Origin of the sequence: Kribbella rubisoli (assembly GCF_004217145.1) — a bacterium.
Lineage (GTDB): Bacteria > Actinomycetota > Actinomycetes > Propionibacteriales > Kribbellaceae > Kribbella > Kribbella rubisoli.
The window spans coordinates 1150773-1174133 of record NZ_SHKR01000011.1; the positions used below are offsets into that span (position 1 = coordinate 1150773).

Genomic DNA, 23361 nt, shown 5'->3' on the forward strand with positions numbered 1-23361 from the left:
ATGCAGCGCCTCTTGTCGGTGGTCGTTCGAGCGATTTCGGTGTTCAGGTGCGTGCATCGCGGTGCTTGAGGAGCGTCCTCGATGCGGAGCATCGTGGATGCTCGTCAAGTGCCGCGAGGTGCGTGCCTGGGCGCCGAAATCGCCGAAGGACCGCCGATAAGAGGCGCTCGCCTGATCGGCGTACTGGCGGTGCCGAGGAGCAGGCTGACGTTCTGACCGCCGAAGCCGAACGAGTTCGACAGCGCATACTCGAGCCGGACGTCGCGGGGTTCCTTACGGACGTGGTCCAGCGGGCAGGCCGGATCCGGGTCGTCCAGGTGGTACGTCGGTGGCAGCAAGCCGGTCGTGATGGCACCGACCGCGGCCACGGCCTCGACCACACCGGAGGTGCCGAGCATGTGGCCGGTCAGCGCCTTGGTCGAGCTGACCGCCGGCCGGTGCTCGCCAAAAGCCTTGCCAATAGCAACCGACTCGGCCACGTCCCCGAGCTTCGTGCTGGTGCCGTGCGCGTTGACGTAACCGACCTGCTCGGGCCGGATCCGGCCACTTGCCATCGCCAACCGCATGCACGCCGCAGCGCCTTCCCCATCGGGTCTCGGAGCAGTCGGATGATGCGCGTCGGAGTTCACCCCGTAGCCCGCCACATCCGCATACCCGGCGGCACCTCGGGATGCAGCATGCTCGGTGCTCTCCAGTACCAGGAGAGCGGCGCCTTCGCTCAGGACAAACCCGTTCCGCCGTACGTCGAACGGGCGGCTCGCCTCGGCCGGGTCATCCCAGCCACGAGCCAGGGCCCGCGCGTTGGCGAAGGTCTCCGCGAAGGTGGGGAAGAGCGGCGCCTCACTCGCCCCGCACACGACCACGTCGACCTCACCGGAGCGGATCAGCCGTACGGCGTCGGCGATCGCCTGTGCGCCGGATGCGCACGCCGTACCGACTGAGGACGTGTACCCGCGGATGCCGTGGCGGATCGCGACTCGGGCGGCCGGCATGTTCGGGAGGATGCCGGTGAGGAGGTACGGGCTGACGGCGGCACGGCCGCGTTCGGCGCGGGACAGGACTTGCTGCTCGAGGGTCGCCATGCCGCCGACACCGCCGACGATGATGCCGATCCGCTCGGGATCGACGTTGTCGCCGACGACCAGCCCGGCATCGGCGAGCGCATCCGCGGCGGTGAGTTGGGCGAGGATGACGGTGCGGTCCATCACCTTGCCGTCGGGGCCTTTGGTGAGGTCGCCGGCGTCGAAGGGCGGCAGGATGCCCGCCAGTTCGACCGAGTTCGCGATCGGGTGGTCCTCGGGTGGCTTCACGATGCCGGATCGCCCGTGCAGCAACGCGTCGTACGCTTCGCTTGGGGTGCGGCCGACCGGCGTCATCAGGCCGATTCCCGTGATGGTGGCGTTCATGAGCGAGCCTCCCGGAGGGCGACCTTGCGGACCTTTCCGGTCACCGTGACCGGCACCTCGCCCGTGCCGACCACCGTGACGTTGCGAAGAATTGCGGCGACCTCTTCCCCGACGGCTGCGCGTACGTCGGCGGTGCGGTCGCGGTCGGGCGCGTCCGGGGAGAGTTCGAGCAGTACGTCGGCGACGTACCGACCGTCGTCCGGGGTGATGATCACCGTACAGTCGTCGACTTCGCGGAGCGCCGCGAGGATGCGTTCCTCGGACATCGACGTGAAGAGCTGCGGGCCTTCGAAGCCGGCGACGGCGTCCGGTACGCGATCGAGGTGGAAGTAGTGGCCGGTGTCGTCGCAGTACACGAGATCGCCGGTGAGGAACCAGCCGCTCAGGCGGAAGCGGTACGTCGTGACCGAGTCGTTCCAGTAGCCCGGTGACACCGATGGCGAGCGGAAGCCGAGCATGCCGACCTTGCCCGGTGGCAGCTCCTCGCCGGTCGAACTAAGCACAGCTGCCTCTGCGAACTCGTACGGCTTGCCGATGCAGCGGCCGTAGTGGTCGCTGTCGATCGTGTGCGTGATGTGGAAGCCGTTGTGGCCCATCTCGCTGGAGCCGAGACCGTCGATGAAGTGGCTGCCCGGGACGGTCCGGCGGCCTTCGCGGGTGACCGTCTCACGGGTGCCGACGGCAACGAGTTTGCGGATATGCGGTTCGTGCGCGCAGTCGCCGGTGTTGAACCACATCCGGACCGAGTCGAGGTCGTGCTTGCTCAGGTCCTCACGGGCGAGCCCGGGCCAGGTGACCGCGAATCCGTAGACCGAGTGCGGCTTCCAGCGCTCGATGTTCCGCAGGACGTACGGCGCGTCCTGGCTGGAGAGCAGCAGCATCTCGGCGCGGTTGCCGAGGACCTGGTTGACCATCAGGACCGTCGCGGTGTGCGGCATCGGCAGGGCGTTCAAGATCCTGTCGGTGCCTTGCGCCTGCGGCATGGTCAGGAGGTGTTTCAGGGCGGCGTACAAGGTGGTGTGGGTGTGGAGGACTGCCTTCGGTACGCCGGTGGTGCCGCTGGTGTGCGTGATGACGACCGGGTCGCCCGCGTGATGCTGGTAGTGCTCGGGGGCCTTTGTGGGATCGCCGACGGCCTCGGCCGGCTCGGCGAGGACGTCCGTTTGCAGGAGCGGTTTGTGAGCCGCATCCGCGAGTACCGCGGTCGCGCGCATCCGGCGGATGTACTCGTCGGCGATGGCCGGTGCCATCTTGCCGTTCATCAGGGCCGGGATCGCGCCGATGCGGGTGAGGGCGAGGAAGCTGAGCACAACGTCTTGCGCCTCGGTGGCCCAGACTGCGATCACGTCGCGGCGGGTGATGCCGTGTTCGTGCAACCACGCCGTACGCGCTTGGACGCGTTCGTCGAGTTCGCCGAGGGTCAGTGGGTGCTCGGCCGGGAAGTGGTCGACGGGAGTGTCGAAGGTCAGGCCGGGGCCGCTCGGGTCGGCACCGTACTTGAGGACTGTTGCCAGGACGTTCCCGGTGCCGATGTCCGGGTCGGCGGCCAGTTGGGCTCTGAGACTCTTCACGTCGGATCTCCCCCACTCACGATCTGCGCGAACGCCCGGTCCGCGGTCACCTGTACGATCAGCACCTGCTCGGCGTCCCCGTCGGCGAGCAACAGCTCGGCCTCGTCGGGTCCGCCGTTCGTCACGCACACCACCGGGCCGCGCAACTCCCACTTGGCCGCGATCCATCCGGCGATGCTGTTGGGCACCGACTGGAAGAAGTACAGCGGGCCGATACGCTTGCCATCGGCAACTGCCTGTTTCACATGCTCCGCGCCGGCACGATCGCCCTCACTCACGAGCACGATCCCCGTCAGCGGTTCGGTGTCGACCTGAGCCAGACACCGCTCAGCAGCCGCAACCACCATCGGATTGAACGCCGACCCCACAAACCCCGGCACCCCCGGTAGCTCGCCCCCATCCCAACGCCCCTCAGCCAACGTCTTCATCCGACCCGCACCACCAATGCCGTATTAGCCCCACCGAACGCAGAGTTGAGCGACATCGCATACGGCGAGCTCACCAGCCGAGGCGCATCCAAGATCAGATCAACCCCACAAGGAGGATCCGCCTCCAGGAAACCCGCATTAACAGGCAACTTCCCGCTCCGGAGAGCCGCAACAGTCACCACGAACTCCACCAACCCAGAAGCCTCCAACGCATGCCCATGCACCCCCTTGGTAGAAGACACAGCAGGCCCACCCCACCCCGCTCGCCCCGCCAGCGCCCGAACCGCGCCCTCCGGCCCCGCTTGATGGGTTAACCCATCCCGTTGCGGGTCCCCACCCCGTGCTCCGGGGGTGGAACCCTCGCTCCGGTGGGTTAACCCATCAAATGCGCGAGTGAGGGCGGCGGATTCGGCGGCGTCGGCGTAGGTGGTGCCGGTTGCGTTGGCGTTGACATAGCCGATGTCGGCCGGCGCCAGGCCGGCTTTGTGGAGGGCGGATTGGATGGCGGTGGTTAGGCCTTGGCCGTTGGGGGCTGGTTGGACGGGGTGGTGGGCGTCGCCGGTGCGGGAGCAGGCCAACAGCTGGGCAAGGCCTTCGCCGGGTTGTAGGACTACTGCGGCTACGCCGTCGCCTAAGAGCGTGCCCGTGCGGTTCAAAGAGAACGGGCGTACGGCGCCGTCGGTTGAGAGAGCTCGACCGGTGTCGAAGAGGGCGTACTGGTAGGGCTCGACCAGGTAGGCGGCGGCAACTACGACCCGGTCGAGGCGACCTAGGCGGATGAGAGTGGCGGCGTCGGCCAGGGCTGTGGTGGCGGAAACGCAGGCTGAGGTGTACGTGCGGAGTTGGCCGAAGTCGCGGGTGGGCGGCTCGTGGAGGGCGAGCAGGAGCGGTGTCGTGTTGCGGTCGACACCGGCCTGCGCGCACGCCTCGGCGATTGCTTGGTCGAGTTCTTCTTCCAGCGTGCCGGCGTCCGCGGCGATCGCGGCGTGGTGTGTACGGCGGTTGCTCGTGTCGAAACGCGTGACCTCGGCGAAGGCCGGCGTACCCGACAACTGCGCCGACGGACCACGGCCGAGCGCAGTCATGATCGACATACCGGTGACGGCGACCGGCAGCGATTCAGACATGGCTGGTCAGCACTTCGGCGAGTACGGCGACCGCGTCGTCGATCGTGCTCATGCGTTCGAGCTGGTCGTCGTCGAGCGCGACGCCGTACTGCTGCTCGACCTGATGGACCAGCCAGGCCAGTTCCATCGAGTCGAGCCGTTCGGCGTCCGGCGGGCGCGGGCCGAGGCCGGCCAGCCAGGTGAGGATCTCGGCCCGCCCGGGCGGGGGTGGGGTCAAGGTCATCAGACCTGCTGAGCTACCCGGCCGGCGACCTCGGTGGTGAACTCGCCGACGGTCATCAACGCCAACTGCTCGGACTCGTCATCGGAGAACCTGACCCCGTACTTGTCCTCGACCCGCACCGACAGGTCCGCCAGCGCTAGCGACTCCAGGTCCACCCCGGCCGGGCCGAGCGTGGTGTCGTCGTCGATGCCCTCGGTGTCGTAGTTCATGTCCTGCAGCTGCGCAATGACGAATGCGCGAACCTCGTCCTTCATCGGGGTTACCTTCTTTCGGTGGGAGCTTCGGTACATGTCTGGGTGGCGCCGGCCGGCGCCGAGCCGCGCGCGGCGGCCCACACACTTCTGCTCGACTTGGCGGGCACGCTCGTCCCCAGCCCTCGGCTCGGCCACAGCCCGGAGGGTCAGCCGCTCGTCCCGGGGCTGGCGGTGAGCGTCAGCCACACGCATCACCTGGTCGCCGTCGTTGCGTCGTACGACGGGCCGCTCGGCGTGGATCTTGAGGAGGTGTATCCCCGCGAGGTGCAGGCGTTGGCCATGCGGTGGTTCAGCGCGGAGGAGCTGGCGTGGATGAAGCGGCAACCTGATGAACTGATCGCCTTCCTTCAACTCTGGACGGCGAAGGAAGCCGTGGGGAAGGCGCTTGGGAAGGGATTGCGGGGCGCGGGTTTGCGGCGAGCGATGCCGCTTGGAGGTGGAGTGGTGGAGTCGGAGCCGCACCTGCTGGTGACGTATGTGCCGTGGCTTGGTGCCGTGCTGGCCCTTGCGGCGCCCGTCGGCCTGACGGAGATCGTCGTCCATCACGAGACCGCTTTGCGCAGCGTGGACACGTCGCGGACGAGCTTGCCGGTGGTTGTCCGAGGCAACTGATTGAGCAGGTGCACGCTGCGCGGCCGCTTGTACGTCGCAAGCTGCTGCGCCAGCTCCGCCTCGAGATCCACCAATGACCGCGGCTGGTTCAGCTGCACGTACGCCGTGATCGCGCCGTCGAAGGCGACCACCGCGGCCTCGACCCCGCGCAACGATGAGAGCGCCGCCTCGACCTCCGTCAGATCGACCTTCAACCCGCCGACCGAGACCTGCGAATCCAGCCGGCCCTTGATGCTGACCAGCCCCGTCTGCGAATCGACGACGCCGGCGTCCCGCGTGTGCAGCCAGCCGTCGGACCAGCGGGTCGGATCGGACAACCCGAGGTACGGCGACTCCGCGCGAGCCACCTGCAGTTCGCCGTCGACGACGCGGACCGAGATCCCGGGCGCCGGCCGGATCGCGGGCCGATGCGCGCCGTACAGGTCGGTGCCGATGACCCCGACCTCGGTCATCCCGTACATGTTCCCGAGCGGTACGCCGTACTTCTCCTCGAACGCGCGCGACACCGCCGCCTGCACCAGCTCCCCACCCGTGGTCATCCGCTTGAACTGCGGCAACCACGGCGGGTCCTGCACCGACGCGAGCAGCCCGATGTGGAACGGCACCCCGAGCACCGTCGCCGGTGTCGTCGCCGCCCCGATCGCCTGCACGATCGCATCCCCCGTGAGACGAGCAGGCGGCTGCAGTTCGACGCCGGCATGCAGCCCGTAGAGCAGACCGCCGACCAGACCGAGGACGTGGACCATCGACGGCAGCAGGATCAGTCGCTCACCACGCTGCGGTACGCCGTCGATCTGCGTGTACCGCAGTACCTCCGTGACCAGGTCGTCCGCAGTACGCCCGATCACCTTCGACGGCCCGGTCGATCCCGAGCTCAGCTGTACGACGGCATGCGAGGTGCCGGCCGGGTGACCGGAGTAGCTCGCCAGATCCGTGTCGACCTCGACGAACGTCCGCAGCCCGGACTGCACCGGACGCTCCGGCGAGACGACGACCTGCGGCACCAGCCGCTCGATCGCCCGCCGGACCTCGTAGTCGGTCAGCCGGTGGTCGAGCAGAATGGCTTGCCCGCCGCCACGCCAGATCGCCAGCAAATGCGTCACGAACGCCATCGACGGTGGCAACCGCAACGCCACCGCACCACCCGGCCGGAAACCGGACTGTGCCAATTCCGTTTGCCGTCCGAGCACCAAACGGCGTAAATTCAAACGATCAATAGGGTCGGGCAACCGGAAGCAAACCTCGTCGTCCGGCCCGGCCAGCAAGACATCGTCGACCCACTCTGCCCCTAGGGTGGCCCCAGGCACAACGACAGCATCTCTGCTCATGCTTTCCCCACCCCACCGCCCCGGTCAGGGGTCATCCGAGCTCCAAAGTTCTTTACACACAAAGGATTCGAAGACCAGTGCCCCCACCAAGGCCTGGCGATGACGCGACGATACGACACGATCACACAACTGCGCCATGAACCGAGGGCATTCAAAAGCCCTCGATCGAGTCGTTCAAATAGGCTAATTGCAAACCGCTCGAAATCCTGAGACGGGTTAGAAATGCAGTCGCCCGCATCGACTGGATGCAGGGTTCTCCCGCACCGGGCGGGTCGGCCCGGCAGACCGCCCCGCGTCACCGACTCTTGACCCACCGTGCGCGCGTGGGTAACTTTCGCGTCGCGGGGGAGTATCTGTAATTCAATTACCTTGGCGCCCACCCCTGCCCGCCCGCACAGAGTTGGTGACCCCCATGGAACTGACCCGCCGCCAGACCCTCGGCCTCGCTGCGGCGACCGTCGCCGGGACGACGGTCGCTGCCGGCACGAGCGCCGAGGCCACCCCGAACCGCTGGGTCCGCGAGACGATGCGCCGGATGACGCTCGAGCAGAAGGTCGGCCAGCTGTTCGTCTGCTACGCCTACGGCCCGACGGCCGGCACCTCCGACGCCCGCAACACCAGCCTGTACGGCGTGGCCACGCCGGCCGAGGTGGTCGCCAAGTTCAACCTCGGCGGCGTCATCTACTTCACCTGGACCGACTCGACGAAGGACCCGCAGCAGATCGCCCGCCTGTCGAACGGCCTGCAAGAGGCGTCGCTCGCCGGCACCGGCATCCCGCTGCAGATCGGCACCGACCAGGAGCACGGCTCGGTCGTCCGGGTCGGTCCGCCCGCAACCCAGTTCCCCGGCGGGATGGCGCTCGGCGCGACCCGCTCAGCGGCGTACGCGCGTTCGGCCGGGGCGATCGCCGGCCGCGAGCTGAAGGCAATCGGCATCACCACCGACTTCGCCCCGGATGCCGACGTCAACGTCAATCCGCTGAACCCGGTGATCGGCGTCCGCTCGGTCTCCTCCGACCCGGCGTTGGTCGCCCAGCTCGTCGCCGCACAGGTGAAGGGCTACCAGCGCGACGGTCGCGTCGTCTCGACCGCGAAGCACTTCCCCGGCCATGGCGACACCGCGACCGACAGCCACACCGGCATCCCGGTGATCGGCCACACCCGCGAGGAGTGGACCCGGATCGACCTGCCGCCGTTCCAGGCCGCGATCCGGGCCGGCATCCGGTCGATCATGACCGCGCATATCGTCGTACCGGCGCTCGATCCATCCGGCGATCCGGCGACGTTGAGCCGGCCGATCCTGACCGGGATCCTGCGCGAGCAGCTCAAGTTCGACGGGGTCGTGATCACCGACTCGCTGGGGATGCAGGGCGTCCGCGACAAGTACGGCGACGCCGAGATCCCGCTCCGGGCGATCGAGGCCGGCGTCGACCAGTTGCTGATGCCGGTCGATCCGGGGCTCGCGTACAACTCGGTCCTCGACGCGGTCCGCAGCGGCCGGATCAGCGAGACCCGCATCGACGAGAGCGTCGAGCGCATCCTCACGCTCAAGCACAACACCGGTTTGGTCGACCACCCGTACGTCGACCTGGCCCGCGTCGCGAAGATCGTCGGTACGCCGGCCAACTACGCCGAGGCCCAGCGCATCGCGGACCGCAGTACGACGCTCCTTCGCGACGACGCCGCCCTCCTGCCGCTCTCCCCCGCGCCGCGGACGATCCTCGTCACCGGCTACAGCCCCACGAACCTGGCGACCGCGCTGCAGTCCCGCGGCGCGACCGCAGTCGTGAAGGACACCGGCACGACGCCGACCGACGCCAAGATCGCCGACGCGGTGGCGACGGTCGCGGATCTCACGGTGGTGCTGACCAACAAGGCATGGGACACCGAGGTCACCGACAAGCAGGCCAAACAGCAGAAGCTCGTCAACGCGCTGCTCGCGACGGGCCGACCGGTCATCGTCGTCCCGGTCCGCGACCCCTACGACGTCGCGTACTTCGACCCCGCGCCGACGACCCTCGTCACCTACGGCAGCACCGCACCGTCCATGGAGGCGCTCGCCAAGGTCCTGTACGGCGAGATCGCGCCGACCGGCAAGCTTCCCGTCGAGATCCCGGCCAAGGCCGACCCGACCGAGATCATGCACCCGTTCGGCCACGGCCTGACCTTCGACGCGAAGCAGACCCGCCTGACCGTTGCCTCATACAACATCCACGCGGGAGCCGGCGAGGACAACGTCTTCGATCTCGACCGCACCGCCCAGGCCCTGAAGGCGCTCGATGCGGACGTGATCGGCCTGCAGGAGGTCGACGTCCACTGGGATGTTCGCAGCCAGTGGCTGGACACTCTCGCCGAGCTCGCGACCAAGCTGGGAATGCACTCGGCCTTCGCGCCGATCTACGACCTTGACCCACCCACGGCCGGTCAGCCGAGGCGTCAGTACGGCGTCGGGCTGCTCTCCCGCTTCCCGCTGATCCGGACCGAGAACCATCCGATCACGCGACTGTCCACGCAGGATCCGAATCCGGTCCCTGCGCCCGCGCCCGGCTTCCTCGAGGCCGAGCTCGAGGTGCGCGGACGCCGGCTGCACGTCTACTGCACGCATCTGGACTACCGAGCCGATCCGTCCGTTCGGCAGCTGCAGGTAGCGGACACGCTCAAGATCCTGGCCCAGGACCGTAAGAAGGATCTGCAGGTGCTCGTCGGCGACTTCAATGCGGAGGCGTCGGCACCTGAGCTGGCCGGGTTGTGGTCGCGTCTCACCGACTCGTGGTCCGCGGCCGGTTCGACGACCGGCGGGCCGTACACGTACCCGGCGGTCGCCGCCACCAAGCGGATCGACTTCGTCACAGTCGGTACTAACCTGAATGTGCTCCGTGCCGAGGTGCCCGCCGAAGTCCCTGTGGCTGAGGCTGCCAGCGACCACCGCCCGATGATTGCTGACCTCTCGTTCCGTCCCTGAGGAGATGCCCATGAAGCGACGTAGTTTGCTCGCCGGCGCCGGTGCGCTGGCCGCCGCACCGCTGATCGACGTACCGGCCGCCCAAGCCGCAGACCCCGCGTCGAAGCGCAAGGTGATGACCGGTGCCGAGGTGCTGGCGAAGGACGGCTGGCGGGCGCTGGCCGGGCAGAAGGTCGGTGTGATCAGCAACCCGACCGGGATCCTGCCGGACTACCAGCACATCGTCGACACGATGCACGCGTCCGGGAAGGTGAACATCGTCGCGGTGTTCGGCCCCGAGCACGGCTTCCGCGGCAGCGCGCAGGCGGGCGGTTCGGAGGGCGACCACGTCGACCCGCGCACCGGGATCATGGTCTACGACGCGTACGGCGCGAACGCCGACAAGCTGGCCGGCCTGTACGCGAAGTCCGGCGTCGAGACCGTCGTCTTCGACATCCAGGACGTCGGCGCGCGCTTCTACACCTACATCTGGACGATGTTCGAGGCGATGCTGGCCGCGGTCCGCACCGGCGCGAAGTTCGTCGTACTCGACCGCCCGAACCCGGTCGGCGGCTACGCGCGCGGTCCGATGCTGAAGCCCGGATACACCTCTGGCGTCGGCAAGAAGGAGATCGTCCAGCAGCACGGTATGACCGTCGGCGAGCTGGCCCGCATGTTCAACGCGGAGTACCTGCCGCTCGAGCCGAACGGCGGCCGGCTGAAGGAACTGCAGGTCATCGAGGTGTCGAACTGGAAGCGCGACCAGTTGTACGACGACACCGGGCTGACCTGGGTGATGCCCAGCCCGAACATGCCGACCCCGGACACCGCACTGGTGTACCCGGGCCTGTGCCTGTTCGAGGCGACCAACATGTCCGAGGGCCGCGGTACGACGCGGCCGTTCGAGCTGATCGGCGCGCCGTACGTCGACTACCGGTGGGCCGAGGCGCTGCAGACCAAGCACATCCCGGGTGTCGCGTTCCGGGAGGCGTACTTCACGCCGACGATCAGCAAGAACGCCAACGTGCTCTGCGGCGGCGTACAGGTCCAGATCACCGACCCGCACAGCGTCGAGGCGATCACCGCGGCGACGCACATGATCGTCGAGGCCCGTAAGCTCTACCCGGAATTCACCTGGCGGGAGGAGACCCCACCCGGCCGGTGGATCGATCTCCTGACCGGCTCCGATCGGTTCCGGACCATGCTTTTGGCGGATGCGACCGCCGAGGAGATCGTGGCAGCCTGGAAGCCCGACACCGACGCCTGGACGGCGCGGCGGGCGAAATACCTTCTGTACAAGGGCGCGCACCGATGAGACGGCTGGCGGCGCTCACGATTGCTTCGGCGGTGATGGTGACGATGGGAACGCCTGCAGTTGCTGGCGGCAACAATTCGGGCCGGTTCGACCACCCCTACGACGGGTACGCGCCGAAGTCGACGCTGCTGCGTGACTCGACCCCGGCTGCCGCGGGTCTCGACCCGGCGCCGATCGACGCGGCCCTGGCCCAGGTCGCGGGCTGGACGAAACCGAGCGGTACGACGAAGCCGCTGTACGCCGGCGCGGTCACGCTGCTCGGCCACGACGGGAAGGTCGTCACCCGGACGGCCACCGGCATGGCGCTGAAGTACGCCGACGGCGCCGGCACCGAACTGCCGCCCGACCAGCAGATCCCGATGCGGACCGACACGATCTTCGACATGGCGTCGGTGTCCAAGCTGTTCACGTCCATCGTCGTGCTGCAACTCGTCGAGAAGGGCAAGATCGACCTGGACGCGCCGATCGCGACGTACGTCCCGGAGTTCGCGGAGAACGGCAAGGAGACCGTCACGGTCCGGATGGCGCTGACGCACACCAGCGGCTTCCCGTCCTGGCTGCCGCTGTGGAGCTCGCAGCCGGACCCGGCGTCACGGCTGCACATGGCGCTGACCGCGAAGCTGCAGAACCCGCCCGGCTCGACGTACCTCTACAGCGATCTGAACCTGATCTCGCTCGGCGAGGTCGCACACCGGGTGACCGGCAAGACGCTGGACAAGCTGGTCGCCGACGGCATCACCAAACCGCTGCAGATGCGCGACACCGGCTACAACCCGGACCCGAAGAAGAAGCCCCGGATCGCGGCCACGGAGTACCAGACCTCGCCGCCGCGCGGGATGGTGTGGGGCGAGGTGCACGACGAGAACGCCTGGTCGCTGGGCGGAGTCGCCGGACATGCGGGCGTTTTCAGTACTGCGGACGACCTCGCCGTACTGGCGCAGACGTTCCTGAACGGCGGCAGCTACCGCGGCGCGCGGATCCTCAAGGAATCCTCCGTCACTGCGATGATCACGAACTTCAACCAGGGCTTCCCGGGGAACGACCACGGCCTCGGCTTCGAGCTCAACCAGCGCTGGTACATGGGCGGACTGTCCGGACCGCGCGCGGCCGGCCACACCGGGTACACCGGCACGTCGATCGTGATCGACTTCGACTCGCGGTCGTTCGCGATCCTGCTGACCAACCGGGTCCACCCGAGCCGCGACTGGGGCAGCAACAACCCAGCCCGTCGCGCTGTCACCCAGGGGCTCGCATTGGCCCTCGGCGTCGGCCCGCGCCACGGCAAGGACGCCTGGTTCTCCGGTACGACGGACAACGCGACGACGACGCTCTCCACGAAGGTCGCCGTACCGGCGGGCGGAGCGAAGCTGGCCTTCGACCTGTTCGTCGACACCGAGGACTCCGATCTGCTGTATCTGGAGTCTTCGACCGACGGGGCCACTTGGAACAAGGTGCCTTTCACAGTGCGCGATCGCGGGTCCGTGGTGGACCACGACGGGTCGATCAGCGGCTCCGGCGACCGGCACTGGCATCAAGTCACAGCGGAGCTCGGCGCCGGTGACCAGACGATCCGCTGGCGGTACACGAGCGACCCGCTGTACCAGGGCCGCGGTGTCTACGTCGACGGTGTGAAGATAACGAGCGGGAATGGTGAACTTCTCGACGGTGAACGAACGCCTGAATCATTTACCGCAACAGGTTGGAGACTTTCGCGTCGGTGACCCCACTTCGTGCATAGTCGCCGTACCGTGGCTGTCATGAATTCAACAACCTCTCCAGAACCCACGGGGCCGCTGCTGGTCCGGGTCCGCGCGGTGATGCCCGCGCTGGCCCCGGCCGAGCAGCGGGTGGCGAACGCGGTCCTCGCTGACCCGGGCGGAGTGGCGGCGATGACGATCTCCGAACTGGCCGAGGTGGCCTCCACCTCGGAGACCACGGTCATCCGGTTCTGCAAGCAGATCGGGGTCCCCGGCTATCCGCAGCTCCGCCTGCAGCTGGCGGCGCAGTCGGCGACGGAGAGCCTCCGTCCCGAGGTGGGCGGGGACATCGAGCCGGGCGACTCGCTGGCCGACGTGGTCAGCAAGGTCGCGTTCGCCGACGAGCGGGCGGTCCGCGAGACGGCCCAGCAGATCGACGTCGACGCGCTGGCCAAGGTCGTCGACGCGGTGGTCAAGGCACCGCGGGTCGATCTGTACGGTTTCGCCGCGAGCGCGTTCGTGGCGCTGGACCTGCAGCAGAAGCTGCACCGGATCCGGCGGGTGGCGTTCGCGTGGTCCGACGTACACATCGCGCTGACCAGCGCCGCGCTGCTCGGTGAGGGCGACGTCGCGATCGGTATCTCGCACACCGGCACCACGGTCGAGGTCGTCGAGGCGCTCGAGGAGGCGGCCAAGCACGGCGCCACCACGGTCGCGGTGACAAACTTCCCACGCTCGCCGCTCGCCCGGACGGCGGATCTCGTGCTGACCACGGCCGCGCGCGAGACGACGTACCGCTCGGGGGCGATGGCTTCGCGGATCGCACAACTGACGGTGATCGACTGCCTGTTCATCGGGGTCGCCCAGCAGGTGCTGCCGGACGCCCGGAAGGCGCTCGAGGAAACCGCCAGCGCGGTCCGCGGGCACCGACTCAAGGGATCCGAGTGAGATCTACTGTTCCGTCAAAGATCAACGGAATTGAAAATCCTTCAGTAGAAAACTAACATCGATCCTGTGACCTCACCGACCGAGCAGCGCAACCCGAGGACGCTCGCCATCGATGCGGTGGGCACGTCCGAGATCCTCCAGATGCTGAACAACGAGGACGCCCGCGTCGCGGGTGCCGTCAGTGCAGTGATCCCGGAGCTGACCAAGGCCGTCGACGCCGCCGTCGAGGCGGTCCGCGGCGGCGGCCGGGTGCACTACTTCGGCGCTGGTACGTCGGGACGCCTGGCGGTCCTGGACGCCGCCGAGCTGCTGCCCACGTTCCACGTGCCCGACGGACTGGTGGTCGCCCACCACGCCGGCGGGATGGAGGCGCTGCTGCGCGCGGTCGAGAACGTCGAGGACTCCGAGGACGGCGGCGCCGCTGATGCGGCCGCGGTCACGGGTCAGGACCTCGTCGTCGGCCTCGCCGCTTCCGGAAGCACGCCGTACGTCGCCGGCGCTCTGAAGGCCGCCCGCGCGGCCGGGGCGACCACCGTGCTGGTCACGTCGAACCCGGACGCCCCGCTGGCGCCGCTGGCCGACGTCGTGATCGCCGCGGACACCGGCCCCGAGGTCATCGCCGGCTCGACCCGGCTGAAGGCCGGCACCGCGCAGAAGATGATCCTGAACGCGTTCTCGACGACGCTGATGATCAAGCTCGGCCGGACCTGGTCCAACCTGATGGTCGACCTGGTCGCGACCAACAAGAAGCTCCGCGGCCGGATGCTGCGCATCCTCGCCGAGGCCACCGGCGCCGACGAGGCCGCCTGCGAAGCGGCCCTGGCCGAGGCCGACGGCGAGCTCAAGCCCGCCCTCGTCCACCTCCTCACGGGTACGCCGATCGCCGCGGCTCGCGCCGCGCTGGAGTCCGCGCACGGCCGGGTGGCCACCGCCCTCGCCGAACTCGGCACCCACGCCTGACCCCCGCCCACCCGGCCCCGCACCGCGCGCCTCACCGCACCCGCTCGTCTCAGGGGTTGACCCCTGAGCTTGCCGCTTGCCCCCTCGTATTCAGGGTGGGCAACCGACCATCTCAGGGGTCAACCCCTGAGACGTCAGCCGGCGGATTGGGTGATTGGCGGGTGGATCACGAGCGTGGCGACAATCGCTGCCATGAAGACGGCGGTGAGGGCGAAGGGGATCGGGATCAGCGGATCCAGCAGGACCAGGACAGCACCGAGCGGTACGACGAGGTTGACGGTCCGATCGGCGTTGTCGCGAATCGCGATCCACCAGATGCCGAGGACGAAGATCGCGATCGGGATCGTCACCGTGTAGGACGCGGCGACCTCGCTCAGCTCGGTGTGGTGGGTGATGCTGTCGATCTCCACCTCGATCCCGGCCGAGAACGCACCGGCCGCGGCGAAGACGAAGTAGTGCGTGTACCCGTACCGCAGCGAGCTCGCGAACGACCTGATCGCGGTGTGGTGCGGCGGCCAGAAGTAGATCCACCACATCGCCGCCGTGACGACGAGCGTGAGCACCGAGAGGGCGATCAGCGGCCCGAGCGACTCGTGGTCGTGGACGGCCTCGATGATGGCGTTGGCGGAGGCGAGCAGGCTCTCGCCGAGGAGGATCAAGGTGAACAACCCGTACCGCTCGGTGATGTGGTGCGGGTGCCAAGGCGTTGTCCAGCGCCGCTCAGCCACCACCGGTACGGCGAGCTCGGCGAGCACGAACAGGCACCAGGCGACGATCACCGTCGTCCCGGACATGACCAGCGTGGTCAGCCACAACACCTGCACGATCGCGATCAGGCCGGCGTAGCGCAGTGCCACCGGCCGACTCTCCCCGGCCGTGTGGGACGCCCGCAGCCATTGCGCGATCATCGCGACCCGCATCACGACGTACCCGAACACCACCACGGTGAAGTCGCGGTCGGCGAAGACCTGCTCGATCCCGGCGGCCACCACCAGGACGCCGCTCATCTGCACGATCGTGAGCACCCGGTACAGCCAGTCGTCGGTCGCGAAGGACGTGGCGAACCAGGTGAAGTTCATCCACGCCCACCAGATCGCGAAGAACACCATCCCGTAGGACATCAGGCCCTCGGCGATGTGCTTGTCGGACAGCGCGTGGTGGAGCTGCGCCGCGGCGACGCTGACCGCGACCACGAACACCAGGTCGAAGAACAGCTCCAGCGACGATGCGGTCCGGCCGGGCTCGTGCGGATCCCGCGGCCGCATCGGAACCAGCCGCGACCGCGTCGTACTTGGCGTCATGGCGCCTAGGCTAGACGGAGATATCCACCGATGGGCGGAGCTTGGCGGCCGCGGCCAGGGCGTCGTGCGCCGGGTTGTCCTCGAAGTCCTTGACCAGCGTGGGGTCCGCGGGGCGGTCGAGGTGCGGGAGCGCGATCTGCTCGTACGCCGCCTGGAAGCGCGGGCCCCAGCGGCGAGTGCCGAGGCGGGCGGTGCGGGAGCAGTTGTCGACCATGTACGCGACGTCGCGGGCGTGCATGTACGGCAGCAGCGAGTCGACCGCCTCGATCACCGACTCGTTCACGATCTCCGACCACGCGTGCCCGCGGGCGGCGAACTCGTCGACCTGCGCCATCATCGTCGCGACGAACAGCCCGGCAGTCACGGCATCCACGCCCGCGACGCCATCGCCCTCACTCCCGCCATACCAAACCGTATGGTCTGGTGTTCCGCGGCGGGCGTGGACCTCAGTGCTGTGCGACCACATCGGGCTGCCGCCGATCTCGGTCATCGGCCGGGTCGCGAGCCGCTGCTCGGCCAGGATCACGCTCCGCAATTCGGTGCCGTCGGCAACTTCATCGTAGATCTCCGCGACCAGGTCACGCGCCGGCCGGTACGCCGCGGAGTACGCGCGATCGAACAGGTCCTGATCCCCGCAGGCCGCGCGGACAGCGACCAGGCCGTCGTTCGAGATCGTCCGCGCGATCGGCCCGGTGATCGCCTCGGTGGAACGCTCGTACGCCGTCACCGGATCAGCCCCGTCGATCCGGAAGTACCTGTACATCGCCTCCACCAGCCCGTGGACGGCGCCGAGCAGGATCGCCCGCTCACCGACGATGTCGGACCGGTACTCGTCGGCCAGCGTGGTCGCGAACGTGTACGGCGACCCGAGCCCGATCGACCACGCCAGCGCCCGATCCCACCCGTGGCCGTCAGGATCCGCATGGACGGCGATACTCGCGTTGATCCCGGCCCCGTTGACCGTCGCACCCTGCTGGTACAGGCGCCGTACCGAATCGCCCATCCCCTTCGGACACACCGCGATCACCGGATGTCCCGCCGGGAAGTCGCTGCCGATCGCCGTCAGGTGCCCCAAGAGGAAACCGTGGGACAGCCCAATGGTCGCGCCGGGCTTGAGCACGGCGAAGATCTGCTCGTGGTTCGCCGCCAGCGCCGCATCCGCGATCAGCAGAATCACCAGATCCGAAGCCGCGGCGACCTCCAGCCAGTCCCCCAGCGTCCCGTCGTCCTCGCTGAAACCCTGCGCCCGCGCGTCCTCCGCCGACGCCGAGCCCGGCCGTAGACCGACGCTCACAGTGATCCCGGTCCCGGCGAGCGAGTCCCGCAGATTCAACGCCTGCGCCCGCCCCTGCGGCCCCCAGCCCAGTACACCGATGCGCTCCACCCCATGCAGCGCTTCCGGCAGCAGCGGGAACAGGTCCCGCCCACCCCGGACGATGGACTCCGTCCCACCCGGCACGACCATGCTCTCGACCTGAAACACCGAACTCTTCATGCCTTCAGTCAAAGCCGATCAGGGACGTTGCAACAAGCGCAACTTCTGCATCACCCCGTTGCAGCTTGCGAAACACAGTCCGTACCGGAGGACCTTTGGCGGCCAGGAAGAGGGCTTGCGGCCTTGGCACTCGACGTCATCAGCCGCTTACTTTGAGCTTGGTTCTCCCCGAGCACGGGGAGCCGCCATCAGAAGGTCAACGGGGAGCACAGCATGTCTCAGCAGTACCCGCAGGCACCGAACAATCCGCAGCAGCCAGGCCCGCACCATCCGGCAGGACAGATGGCGCCACCACCCGGCTATGTACTCAAGAAGAAGACCCACCGGTTCCGCAACTTCGTGGTCTTTCCGTTCTTCGGCTTCATCGCCCTGATCGTTGTCGTCGTGGTTGCCTCGAACAGCGGTGGGGGCGGCGGCAGCGCCACCACGGCAGGTGAAACGAAAACCACGGCGCCGGCCGGCCGGAACGAGCCGTACGCCGTTACCCCGGGGAAGGCATTCCAGGTTCCTGGCACCAAGCACCGGATCGACGCCGGCTGGAAGATCAACTACCAGCAGTACATCGGCTCCCAGTTGGTCGGCTCGGTGACCAATGTCAGCACGGACACCAGTACCGCGTTCTTCAGCGTGAAGTTCCTCAAGGGCAACAAGGTGCTGGCCAACTTCCAGTGCAACACCGCCGAGCTGGAGCCCAACCAGACGGAGCACATCGAGTGCTACAACGAGGTGACGACCACGCAGCGCCTCACCGGCTGGGACAAGGTCACCGCCGAGGCAACCCTCTGATCAGTAGACAGTTTGTGGGGACCTCGGACAAGGCACTGCCTGTCCGAGGTCCCCACCAACTGTCCAGGCCGGGCTAGCCTTCGAGGCCGACGACCTTCAGGACGCTCGGCCAAGCTTTCATGGCAGCGACCAGAGCGGGGTCCTGGATCGTCGCCAGCGCCTCTGCGTACGCGCCTTCGAGTACGTCGGCGACGCGGACGATCTCGCCGGTGTCGGCGGAGCGTACGGCGGCTTCGACCATGGCGAGGCTTACCACGTTGGAGTGGACTTCGGATTGCGGGGTTGTCGACGTACGGACCGCGTTGACGAACTCGACCAGCGAGCCGGCGATCTCCTGGGGCTCGTCGGACATGGTGGCGGGGAGGGGCTCGCCGGACGTGAGCTCGGCGACGGGTGCGTTGTCGCCGTCCCAAGTCGCCGTACCGCCGGCGGTGCTCGCGCGCCAGAAGCCGTTCCAGGACGTCTCCAGGCCGGGCGCGCACCAGCTGCCGTCGAAGGAGAAGCGGGTGCCGTCGGCGTACGTGAAGATCGCGGACGCGGCGGCGTTGCCGTCGAACCAGCTCCACGGCGGGTTGTACGAGTCGCAGTACACCGAGACCGGCTCCGACCCGATGAGCTTGCGGGAGAGGTCGAACTGGTGGATCGCCATGTCGACGAGGAGCGGCTCGGCCATGCGTTCGCGGAAACCGCTGAAGTGCGGTGCTTTGTAGAACTCGCACGACAGCGTGCCGATCGGGCCGAGCTCGGCGAGCTGACGTTGGAAGGCTGCTACGGCGCGGAAGTAGCGGCGGGACTGCGAGACCATAAGGAGTTTGCCGCTGACCTCGGAGGCCGCGACCATCTGGAGGCACTCGCGGACTGTCTCGGCCAGTGGCTTCTCGCACATCACCGGGAGGCCGCGGAGCAGTGCGTCGACGCTGACTTTCGGATGCGCTACCGGGACGGTGACGTCGATGACCGCCTCCGCATCCTTGCTCAGTTCGTCGATCGAGGTCGCGATGGGGAGGTCGGTGAAGCCGTGCTGGTCGGCGGCGGCGCGGGCGGTTTCGAGGTCGAGGTCTACGAGGCCGACCAGTTGTACGTCGGGATTGGCGGCGATCGTGCGGAGCCAGGCGCGGCCCATGCCGCCGGCGCCGACCTGGAGGAGACGCAAGGGGTCAGGCATCCGCAGGCTCCTCGATCGGACCCTTGTAACCCTGACCGTTGAAGAAGTCGTCGGTCTCGTACCGCAGCAGCGTCGGCAACGCCCGCTCCGGCAGATCGGTGCGAGCCCACTTCACGCCGTTCGCGATCACCCTGCGGACGTCCTTGTGGTGGTACACCGGGAAGTCCTGGTCGCCGGGTGAGAAGTAGAAGATCTTCCCGTGCCCGCGGCGGAACGTGCAGCCCGAGCGGAACACCTCGCCGCCGGAGAACGACGACACGAAGATCAGCTCGTCGGGCACCGGGATGTCGAAGAACTCGCCGTACATCTCCTGCTGCTCGATCACGATCGGGTGCGGGACGCCCTGGGCGATCGGGTGCGTCGGGTTCACCGTCCAGACCAGCTCGCGGTCGCGTTCACTGCGCCAGCGCAGGGTGCACGTCGTACCCATCAGCTTGCCGAAGATCTTGGACCAGTGACCGGAGTGCAGCACGACCAGCCCCATCCCCGAGAGCACGTGCTGGTACACGCGGTCGACCACCTTGTCGTCGACCTCACCGTGCGCGGCATGCCCCCACCACACGAGTACGTCGGTCTCGGCCAGCACCTCCTCGGTCAGGCCGTGCTCCGGCTCGTCCAGAGTCGTGGTCGCCACCGTGGCCTCGAGGTTCTCGCGGATGCCGGCGGCGATGGTCTCGTGCATGCCGTCCGGGTAGATCTCGCGGACGTGCGGCTCGATCTGCTCGTGCCGGTTCTCGCCCCAGACGAGTACTTTCAGCGTCATATTCGTTGTCCTTAAGGATTATTTGACCGCTCCGCCGATGGCACCGGCGGCGATGTACTTCTGCGCGACGACCAGCAGCACGATGGCCGGGATCGCCGAGAGCACCGCGGTCGCCATCACCGCGTTCCAGTTCTGCACCTGCGTGCCGAGGTACTGGTAGATCCCCAGCGTCACCGGCCGTACGCCGCCCTTCGTGGTCAGCGTCAGCGCGAACAGGAAATCGCTCCAGGAGAAGAGGAAACTGAACAGCCCCGCGGTGATGAGCGAGTTCTTGCTGATCGGCAGCACGATCGCCACGAACGCCCGGAACAGCCCGGCGCCGTCCACCCGCGCGGCCTCCACCAGTGACGGCGGCAGCGACATCATGAACGAGCGCAGGATCAGGATCGCGAACGGGATCCCGCTGCTGCAGTTCGCCACGATCAGGCCCGGGATCGAGTTCAGCAGCCCGATCCGTTCGTAGGCCGTGTACAACGCGTTCGCGATCACGATCCCCGGGATCATCTGCGAGATCAGGATCGCCAGCAGCCCGATCGACACCCAGCGGGACCGGAACTGCGAGAGCGCGTACGCACACGGTGTCGCGATCGCGAGACTGAGTACGACGGTCCCGGCCGCGATGATCATGCTGGTGACCAGGTTGCCGCCCTGCTCGTCGAGGGCGCGTTTGTAGCCGGTGAACGTCGGGTGCAACGGCAGGAATCCCGCGGTCAACGTGTTCCCGGACGGCTGCAGGGACGCGTTGACCATCCAGTAGACCGGGAACAGCATCACGGCAAGGATCACGATCCCGATGACGGTGTACGCCGTACGTCGCATGCTGCCCTCCTACTCGTCGACTGCGCGGCGGGTGCTGCGCAGGTAGAAGATCGCGAACACGAACGAGATCGCGATGAGGATGTTGCTCAGCGCCGCGCCCTGCCCGAACTTGAAGTCCACAAAGGACTTCTCGTACGACTGGGTCGCGAGCGTCTGCGTCGCGTTCGCCGGCCCGCCGCCGGTCAGGCCGAGGATGATGTCCAGGACCTTGATCGTGTAGACGACCCCGAGCATCAGCACCACGCCCGCCACCGAGCGCAGGTTCGGCCAGGTGATGTGGACGAACGCGCGCCATCCGGTCGCACCGTCGAGTTGGCCGGCTTCGTACAGCTCGTCCGGGATCTCGCTGAGACCGGAGTACAGCAGCGTGACGTTGAACGGGATGCCGATCCAGATGTTCACGCCGATCACCGCGATCAGCGCGACCGACGGCGAGTTCAGCCACGGCACCGGATCGTCGACGATATGCAGGCCCATCAGGGTCCGGTTCAGGATGCCGCTGTCCTGCTCGAGGATCGAGCGCCAGGTCGCACTCGACACGATCAGCGGCAGCAGCCACGGCAGCAGGAGCAGTGAGCGCAGCAGGCCGCCGAGCGGGAAGCGATTCCGGAAGAACAGTGCCAGGCCGAGCCCGATCACGAACTGGAACGCGATCGACCCGACCGTGAACAGCGCGGTGTTGAGCATCGCGTCCGCGAACAGCTTGTCGTGCACGACCGTGGAGTAGTTCTGCAGCCCGACCCACGGCGCGGCCCCGGTGAAGAACGTCTTCAGGGTGTAGTCCTGCAGACTCATCAGCAGGTTCTTCACCACCGGGTAGCCGAACAGCGCGACCATCGCCACCGCGGCCGGCAGCACGAACAGGAGCTTGGTCAGGTCCTCGCCCCGGCGGCGCCGGCCGCGAACTCGCTCGCGGCCGGCCACCGTCGTACGTGTCAGCGCCACCATGGATCAGCCTCCGGACGCCTGCTTGAAGGCGTCCTGGGGCGAGGCCTTACCGGTCAGCGCCAGCTGGATGGCCTGGTAGATCACCTTCGCCGCATCCGGCCACTTGTCGCCGAGTTTGCCGGTGCGGGACCGGGCGGTCTTCACCTGCTCGGTGAAGGCCTTCATCGACGGCACTTCCTTGACGTACTGGTCGAGCAGCGCGGTCTTGGTCGGGATGGTGAACCGGGCCTTCGCCCAGTCCAACTCGTTCTGGTCCGAGTTCAGGCACTTCACGAAGTCCGCGGCCTTCTGCTGCTTGGCCTGGTCCTTGTTCAGCGGGACCGTCCAGGCCTCGCCGCCGAGCGGCGCGACCGGCGTCTGATCCGGCTTGTTCACCGGGAACGTGACCACGTCCCACTTGATCTTGGGGTTCTTGTTCAGCGACGGGATCTGCCACGGGCCGTTGACCATCATCGCGGCCTTGCCGGCGATGAACTGGTCGTTGACGTCGCCCTGGGTCCAGTTGATCACGCTCTTGCTCGCGGACCCCGACTTGACCAGATCCGTCCACAATTGCAGGGCTTCGGCCACCTGCGGGCTGGTCAGGTCGGTCTCGTCGCCGCCGTTGGTCCACATCGCCGGCAGGAACTGCCAGGAGCCCTCGTACGTCGCGTTGGCGTTGAACGCCATCCCGTACCGGCCGGGCTTGGTGAGCTTCTTGGCCGCGGCCTTCAGCTCGTCCCAGGTCTTCGGCGGTTGTACGCCGGCCTCGGCCAGCATGTCCTTGTTGTAGAACAACGCGATCGTGTTCGTCACCGGGGCCAGCCCGTAGAGCTTGCCCTGGTACGACGTCGCGTCGACCATGCCCTTGATGACTCCGTCGCCGGTCAGACCCAGGTCGTTCAGCGGCGCGAGCGCACCGGTCGCGGCGATCTGCTGTACGTCGGGGTTGTCGAGCATCAGCACGTCGGGCAGCGTCTTCGAGGACGCCTGCTGCAGCACCTTCTGGATCAAGGTGTCACCAGGCACCGTCTCCCGCTGGATCGTGATGCCGAGCTGCGTCGCGCACGAGTCAAGTCCCTTCTGCACAAGGGATTTGTCCGGGTCGTTGTTGTAGTAGTCCAGGATCGTGAGGCTCTTGACGCTGTCGCCGGACGAGGACGACGACTTGCTGCCGCCGCCGTTGTCGCCGCAGGCGACCAGCAGGAGCGACACCGTCGTCGCACCCGCCAGCGCGGCGGCGATCCGCTTGCTGATCATGACATCGGACTCCTTCTAAGCGTTTAACCAAGGGA

General features: G+C 67.7%; 21 protein-coding genes. 7 read left to right on the forward strand and 14 right to left on the reverse strand.

The window, feature by feature from the left end; all coding sequences use genetic code 11:
- Window positions 1-104: 104 nt before the first annotated feature.
- Genes EV645_RS08370 through EV645_RS08390 form a run of 6 tightly spaced genes read right to left on the reverse strand, consistent with a single transcriptional unit; the run spans window position 105 to window position 5009 of the window.
- On the reverse strand, window positions 105-1406 hold the full coding sequence (locus EV645_RS08370) for a beta-ketoacyl-[acyl-carrier-protein] synthase family protein (protein ID WP_130441387.1): 1302 nt from the start codon (window positions 1404-1406) through the stop codon (window positions 105-107).
- The gene (locus EV645_RS08375) at window positions 1403-2977 is read right to left on the reverse strand and encodes a class I adenylate-forming enzyme family protein (RefSeq protein WP_198681517.1); all 1575 of its coding nucleotides are present in this window, start codon (window positions 2975-2977) and stop codon (window positions 1403-1405) included. Before EV645_RS08375 ends, EV645_RS08370 begins: the two co-directional genes overlap by 4 nt.
- Window positions 2974-3405 (reverse strand): hypothetical protein, encoded by a 432-nt coding sequence (locus EV645_RS42175; protein WP_198681518.1) that lies wholly within the window; start codon window positions 3403-3405, stop codon window positions 2974-2976. The genes EV645_RS08375 and EV645_RS42175 overlap by 4 nt, the downstream gene beginning before the upstream one ends.
- A complete protein-coding gene (locus EV645_RS42600) occupies window positions 3402-4532 on the reverse strand; it encodes a beta-ketoacyl synthase N-terminal-like domain-containing protein (RefSeq protein WP_130441391.1) in 1131 nt (376 codons plus the stop codon). Before EV645_RS42600 ends, EV645_RS42175 begins: the two co-directional genes overlap by 4 nt.
- On the reverse strand, window positions 4525-4755 hold the full coding sequence (locus EV645_RS08385) for an acyl carrier protein (protein WP_130441393.1): 231 nt from the start codon (window positions 4753-4755) through the stop codon (window positions 4525-4527). Before EV645_RS08385 ends, EV645_RS42600 begins: the two co-directional genes overlap by 8 nt.
- Entirely contained in the window at window positions 4755-5009 is a 255-nt protein-coding gene (locus EV645_RS08390; RefSeq protein ID WP_130441395.1) for an acyl carrier protein, read from the reverse strand. The genes EV645_RS08385 and EV645_RS08390 overlap by 1 nt, the downstream gene beginning before the upstream one ends.
- Before the next feature lie 18 nt (window positions 5010-5027).
- Here EV645_RS08390 and EV645_RS08395 point away from each other — a divergent pair, with 18 nt between their 5' ends.
- Window positions 5028-5621: a 4'-phosphopantetheinyl transferase family protein gene (locus EV645_RS08395; protein ID WP_157997030.1), complete on the forward strand. Its 594-nt coding sequence runs from the start codon at window positions 5028-5030 to the stop codon at window positions 5619-5621.
- On the opposite strand, the gene EV645_RS08400 is transcribed toward EV645_RS08395, so the two are convergent.
- Window positions 5552-6949 carry a class I adenylate-forming enzyme family protein gene (locus tag EV645_RS08400; protein ID WP_130441399.1) on the reverse strand — a complete coding sequence of 466 codons (1398 nt, stop codon included), beginning with the start codon at window positions 6947-6949 and terminating at the stop codon, window positions 5552-5554. The two genes, EV645_RS08395 and EV645_RS08400, sit on opposite strands and share 70 nt — an antisense overlap.
- Window positions 6950-7361: 412 nt before the next feature.
- Here EV645_RS08400 and EV645_RS08405 point away from each other — a divergent pair, with 412 nt between their 5' ends.
- From EV645_RS08405 to murQ, 5 genes are all read left to right on the forward strand, one after another.
- Window positions 7362-9911, forward strand: a complete 2550-nt coding sequence (locus EV645_RS08405) for a glycoside hydrolase family 3 N-terminal domain-containing protein (RefSeq protein ID WP_157997031.1) — start codon at window positions 7362-7364, stop codon at window positions 9909-9911.
- Between the two features lie 10 nt (window positions 9912-9921).
- Window positions 9922-11205, forward strand: coding sequence for an exo-beta-N-acetylmuramidase NamZ family protein (locus EV645_RS08410; RefSeq protein ID WP_242000275.1), 1284 nt, complete (start codon window positions 9922-9924; stop codon window positions 11203-11205).
- Window positions 11202-12926 (forward strand): serine hydrolase domain-containing protein, encoded by a 1725-nt coding sequence (locus EV645_RS08415; protein ID WP_130441403.1) that lies wholly within the window; start codon window positions 11202-11204, stop codon window positions 12924-12926. The genes EV645_RS08410 and EV645_RS08415 overlap by 4 nt, the downstream gene beginning before the upstream one ends.
- A 36-nt stretch (window positions 12927-12962) precedes the next feature.
- Window positions 12963-13850 carry a MurR/RpiR family transcriptional regulator gene (locus tag EV645_RS08420; protein WP_130441405.1) on the forward strand — a complete coding sequence of 296 codons (888 nt, stop codon included), beginning with the start codon at window positions 12963-12965 and terminating at the stop codon, window positions 13848-13850.
- 66 nt (window positions 13851-13916) lie between these two features.
- On the forward strand, window positions 13917-14810 hold the full coding sequence (gene murQ, locus EV645_RS08425) for an N-acetylmuramic acid 6-phosphate etherase (RefSeq protein WP_130441407.1): 894 nt from the start codon (window positions 13917-13919) through the stop codon (window positions 14808-14810).
- 134 nt (window positions 14811-14944) lie between these two features.
- On the opposite strand, the gene EV645_RS08430 is transcribed toward murQ, so the two are convergent.
- On the reverse strand, window positions 14945-16111 hold the full coding sequence (locus EV645_RS08430; protein ID WP_198681519.1) for a low temperature requirement protein A: 1167 nt from the start codon (window positions 16109-16111) through the stop codon (window positions 14945-14947).
- Between the two features lie 10 nt (window positions 16112-16121).
- Window positions 16122-17606, reverse strand: a complete 1485-nt coding sequence (locus EV645_RS08435; RefSeq protein ID WP_130441409.1) for a ketol-acid reductoisomerase — start codon at window positions 17604-17606, stop codon at window positions 16122-16124.
- Window positions 17607-17819: 213 nt separating this feature from the next.
- On the opposite strand from EV645_RS08435, the gene EV645_RS08440 reads away from it, so the two are divergent.
- A complete protein-coding gene (locus EV645_RS08440; protein ID WP_130441411.1) occupies window positions 17820-18392 on the forward strand; it encodes a hypothetical protein in 573 nt (190 codons plus the stop codon).
- Window positions 18393-18465: 73 nt separating this feature from the next.
- Here EV645_RS08440 and EV645_RS08445 read toward each other — a convergent pair whose 3' ends face one another.
- From EV645_RS08445 to EV645_RS08465, 5 genes are read right to left on the reverse strand one after another with little or no spacing between them, the layout of a single operon-like run.
- On the reverse strand, window positions 18466-19557 hold the full coding sequence (locus tag EV645_RS08445; protein WP_130441413.1) for a Gfo/Idh/MocA family protein: 1092 nt from the start codon (window positions 19555-19557) through the stop codon (window positions 18466-18468).
- Window positions 19550-20320 (reverse strand): ThuA domain-containing protein, encoded by a 771-nt coding sequence (locus EV645_RS08450; RefSeq protein ID WP_130441415.1) that lies wholly within the window; start codon window positions 20318-20320, stop codon window positions 19550-19552. Before EV645_RS08450 ends, EV645_RS08445 begins: the two co-directional genes overlap by 8 nt.
- Before the next feature lie 18 nt (window positions 20321-20338).
- On the reverse strand, window positions 20339-21139 hold the full coding sequence (locus EV645_RS08455) for a carbohydrate ABC transporter permease (protein ID WP_130441417.1): 801 nt from the start codon (window positions 21137-21139) through the stop codon (window positions 20339-20341).
- Window positions 21140-21148: 9 nt separating this feature from the next.
- Window positions 21149-22087, reverse strand: a complete 939-nt coding sequence (locus tag EV645_RS08460; protein ID WP_130441419.1) for a carbohydrate ABC transporter permease — start codon at window positions 22085-22087, stop codon at window positions 21149-21151.
- 3 nt (window positions 22088-22090) lie between these two features.
- Window positions 22091-23326, reverse strand: coding sequence for an ABC transporter substrate-binding protein (locus EV645_RS08465; RefSeq protein ID WP_130441421.1), 1236 nt, complete (start codon window positions 23324-23326; stop codon window positions 22091-22093).
- Between the last annotated feature and the right edge of the window lie 35 nt (window positions 23327-23361).